The sequence below is a fragment of the Nocardia sp. CC201C genome (genome assembly GCF_030010695.1).
Lineage (GTDB): Bacteria > Actinomycetota > Actinomycetes > Mycobacteriales > Mycobacteriaceae > Nocardia > Nocardia otitidiscaviarum.
The window spans coordinates 1-4,400 of the sequence record NZ_JASCXP010000515.1 but is presented as its reverse complement, the minus strand read 5'-3'; the positions used below and the strand labels follow the sequence as shown (position 1 = coordinate 4,400).

The following is a 4,400-nucleotide window of genomic DNA, read 5'->3' as shown; positions in this document are numbered from 1 at the left end:
CGGTGGATGGCCAGCGGCATGGTCAGCCTGCGAGCGTCCACGAAGACGCCATTGGTGCTGCCGTTGTCGGTGAGCACCCAGGCGCCACCCTGAAACGACAGGGTGGCGTGTACGCGCGACACGAGAGGGCTGTCCACGAACAGCGCCACCTCGGGTGCCCGTCCCATGGTGACCTGTTGACTCGCGTCGAAGACCCGATCGGTTCCTTCATGACGCACGGTGATCTGCTGCGCCCCCGGTAAAGACATGCTGCGGATACTATTCGATTGCCCGGACTTCGGCGGAGCCCCGAGCGGCAAGCTGTCTACCCTCGGGCGGGAACTGGTCGGCTGGCAAGGGAGTGGATGTGTCGATGCGCCGTACGACCGGCCGATCCTCGCGACGGATCGAACCGGGCGGCCGGACAGCGGCGGCCCTGGCCGTGTTCACTCTGGTGGCCGCGCTGCTGGCCGGATGCACATTCACCGTCGAGGGTCGGGCCGTATCCATCTACGACGATCCGTTCCAGGTGGCCGGTCTGCCCACCACCAGCGGACCCAACGGCCCCCGCGCGGGCGTGCCCGACTCGGCCCTCACCGCCACCAACTCCGACGGCGGCGCCATCGACACACTGGTCCTCAATGCCCTGGAAGATATCCAGACCTATTGGCAGCAGGAGTATCCGAAGGAGTTCGGCAACGAATTCACGCCGGTGAACACCTTCGTGTCGTGGAGCGCGCGCACCCCGCGCGCCCAGGCGGTGCGCTTCTGCGACGAGACCACCTACCGCCTGGTCAATGCCGCGTACTGCCGCCTCGACAATTCCATCGGCTGGGACCGCGCGGTGCTGCTGCCGACCATGCAGGACACCTTCGGACAGATGTCGGTGGTGATGGTGATGGCCCACGAGTACGGCCACGCCATCCAGACCATGGCCAAGCTGCTCGGCCGCAAGGATCCGGTGATCGTCAAGGAACAGCAGGCGGACTGCTTCGCGGGGGCGTTCATCCGGCATGTGGCCGAAGGCAAGTCGAAGCACTTCACCATCAACACCTCCGACGGGTTGAATTCGGTGCTGGCCGCCACCGTGGCCATCCGCGATTCCGATCCGGAAGATCCGGAGAGCGTGCACGGTTCGGCCTTCGAACGCGTCACGGCGGTGCAGATCGGCTTCACCGACGGGGCCAGGAGCTGCAAGGCCATCGATATGGCCGAGATCGAGAGCCGACGCGGAAAGCTGCCGCAGGACTTCGGCGATGACGCCAACCGCGGCGAATCCGAAATCGGCCAGGGCACTCTCACCGAACTGGCGAAGGCCATGGCGGCCATCATGCCGATCGCGGACGAGCCCAAGTACGACTACGACACCGCGAATCTCGACTGCCGCGACGGCGCCGACACCGTGCCGGTGACCTACTGCCCGGCCACCAACACCATCGGCACCGACCTGTCCGCGCTCGCCGATCGCGGCGCGGCCGATGCCGAAGAGCAGGACGGACTTCCGGTCAAGGTGACCGGCGACTACAACGCGTACGTGGTCTTCATCTCCCGCTACGCACTGGCCGTACAGCACGCCGCCGGTCAACGGCTCACCGGCGCGAAGACCGGCCTGCGGGCCGCCTGCCTGGCCGGAGTGATCACGGCGGAACTGGCCGATCCGGATACGCGAACCCAGGCGAGCATCACACTCTCCCCCGGCGATCTGGACGAGGCGGTCTCCGGTCTGCTCACCGACGGCCTGGCGGCCAGCGATACCGAGGGCAAGACCGTGCCGAGCGGATTCTCCCGGGTGGACGCGTTCCGCGCCGGAGTGCTCGGCAGCCGCAACACCTGCGACGCGCGCTACAGCTAGCGGCGGTCGCGCTGTCGCGACGTATCACCCCGGCTACCCGAAGGGCGGCGGCGCGACGGGTTCCAGGCGCAGTACGCGGTTGCCGAGCAGCACCTCCGCTCCGTAGGTCAGCGCCATGGGCTGGTGGGGTTGCAGCCGCACCCAGTCGTGGTAGCCGGGCAGGCGGACGCGGGTGCCGTTGGTGGAGCCGTGGTCGACCACCGTGACATCCCAGTTCACCAAACGGATTTCGGCGTGCGCGCGGGACATTCCTCCCGAGGCGTCGTCGACGCGCAGCGGCACCAGGCCCGCCCGGGCCGCCTCGGACTGCTCCGGATCGCGTCCCACCACCGCATCCGCCGTGAGCATGTAGGTCATGCCGTCGTCGAGCAGCAGCATGCCCAGCGGCGGACGGATCACCTCGGCCAGCGGCTGGGTCTGGTCCACCGGCATCCCGCACACACTGCAGAACGCCGACCGCGGATCACTGGGATGCGCACGCGCGCATCTGAATCCGAGCACCTTCACGGTGAGCGCCGTGGCCTTGGCGGTGGCATCCAGGCGGCGCTGCAGATCCGGGTCCGGTGTGGGCGCGGGATTGGTGCCGCCCAGCTCGGTCGGGGCGCGGTGCGGGTCGAAGTCACCGGTATCGGCCGAATCCGATTGCGCCCCGGCAGGACCGGTGCGCGGCACGGGCTGTGAGCCCGCGCCGAGGCTCGCATTCGAGCCGTGACCGCCGACCGCATCGGAATCCGGGGCGGTGTGCGCACCCGACTGCGGCGACACACCCTCGGCGACCTCGAACTCGGCGGGCAGTCGGGTCGAGGTGCGGGTCGGCGTGAGATCCGGATCGTATTCCGGCACAGCGCGATCGGTGATCGGATCGAAGGCGGCCGTCGGTGGCGGCGCGGCATGCCGACCCCGGGGCGACTCACCCGGCTCCGGGGCACTGTGCCGCCCGCCGCCGGAGAATTCCACCCCGTGCGACGGGATAGCCCGCCGACGCACCGGCAGCGGTTCGCCCTCGAACCACACCACCGCGCCACCGGCCTGCGCGACACCCTCGACGAGTGAGCCGACACCTCGCTGCGGCAGTTCCGGCACCCGCCCTCGGCCGTCGTCGATGTAGAGCGCCGCGGCCAGCGCCGGATGCTCGGCGACCCGGTCCACGGTGAAGGCGGCGTCACTACCCCGGTCGTACTCGACCGACTGTCCGGCCAGCACCGCGGTCACCGCACCGTGCAGGAAGACGGCCACACCGCCGGTGTCGGCGGCCGACAGTATCCCGAAGTCCACGGACTGTCCCGGCGAAATCCGCTCGGCCTCCTTCATGAGCCACCGGGTGGCCTGCCGCGCGACCAGCCGTCCGGGACCGTCGGGAGCCTCCTCGGTGGCCTCCGCGACCAGATCACCCAGCGCCCGGGCGGCGACGGCGGCCCGGGATTCGGATGTGAGCCTGCCGCTCTCCCGATGCGCCACGAGAATGACGGCACCCGCCACGCGGGTGAGCACATGACTGCCCGCGACCACCTCGACCTGCCGATCCATCACAGGAATCGGCCCCGGAACGACGGGCGGCGGGCGAGGTTCAGCACAGCATCAGGTTACGTGGCCGCCCACTGTCGCGTTCGGACCGGATTTCTTCGCCGAGCCTCTTCGCGAAGCCGTCCAGTATGCTCGCCGAGAGCATCGAAGGCCCCCAGTCGACCAGGAGTTCGCGAGTTATGGCGATGAGCCCCGGCACCATCGTCGGCGGATACCGGATCGAACGGGTGCTCGGCTCCGGCGGCATGGGCACCGTCTACCTGGCCAAACATCCGCAACTGCCGCGCATGGACGCGCTCAAGGTACTCAGCGCCGATCTGTCACGTGACCGCGAGTTCCGTGGCCGTTTCGAACGCGAGGCGAATATCGCCGCGGGACTGGACCATCCGAATATCGTGACGATCCACAATCGCGGCGAGGAGAACGGCCAGCTGTGGATCGCCATGCAGTACGTGGAGGGCACCGATGCCTCCGCGGAGCAGAAGCGCGATCCACACGGCATGACCCCGCTGCGGGCGCTCAATATCATCGCCCAGGTGGGGCGCGGCCTGGACTACGCGCATCGCAACAGCCTGCTGCATCGCGACGTCAAACCCGCCAACTTCCTGCTCTCCACGGCCGGTGGGGACGAGGAGGAGCGCGCCCTGCTGGCTGATTTCGGTGTCGCCAAGTCCACCGAGGACACCATCGAACTCACCCAGACCGGCAGTTTCGTCGCCACCATCGCCTACGCGCCGCCGGAGCAGCTGGCCGGACAGCCGCTCGACCATCGCGCCGACATCTACAGTCTGGGCTGTTCCTTCTACAAGCTGCTCACGGGTCAGAACCCGTATCCGGCAACGCAACCCGCACTGGTCATGATGGGCCACCTGCACGAGCCGCCGCCGCGTGCCACGGCCGTGAACCCGCATCTGCCGGAGGCCATCGACCAGGTGATCGCCCGAGCGCTGGCCAAGAATCCGGCGCACCGCTTCGGCAGCTGCCGTGAACTCGCCGACGCGGCGGCCGAGGCCCTCACCCCCGGCTACCGACCGGTCCGCACCAC

The 4,400-nt window shown here is 68.8% G+C and carries 4 protein-coding genes; 2 read left to right on the top strand and 2 right to left on the bottom strand.

Features of this window, described 5'->3' with window-relative positions:
* On the bottom strand, positions 1-248 hold a 248-nt coding region (locus tag QK444_RS32975; protein WP_282785964.1), incomplete at its 3' end, for an FHA domain-containing protein.
* 104 nt (positions 249-352) lie between these two features.
* On the opposite strand from QK444_RS32975, the gene QK444_RS32970 reads away from it, so the two are divergent.
* Positions 353-1,831 carry a metallopeptidase gene (locus QK444_RS32970; protein WP_282785963.1) on the top strand — a complete coding sequence of 493 codons (1,479 nt, stop codon included), beginning with the start codon at positions 353-355 and terminating at the stop codon, positions 1,829-1,831.
* A 33-nt stretch (positions 1,832-1,864) separates the two neighbouring features.
* On the opposite strand, the gene QK444_RS32965 is transcribed toward QK444_RS32970, so the two are convergent.
* A complete protein-coding gene (locus QK444_RS32965; RefSeq protein WP_282785962.1) occupies positions 1,865-3,358 on the bottom strand; it encodes an FHA domain-containing protein in 1,494 nt (497 codons plus the stop codon).
* Positions 3,359-3,534: 176 nt separating this feature from the next.
* On the opposite strand from QK444_RS32965, the gene QK444_RS32960 reads away from it, so the two are divergent.
* A partial coding sequence (locus QK444_RS32960; RefSeq protein WP_282785961.1) for a serine/threonine-protein kinase occupies positions 3,535-4,400 on the top strand: 866 nt, incomplete at its 3' end.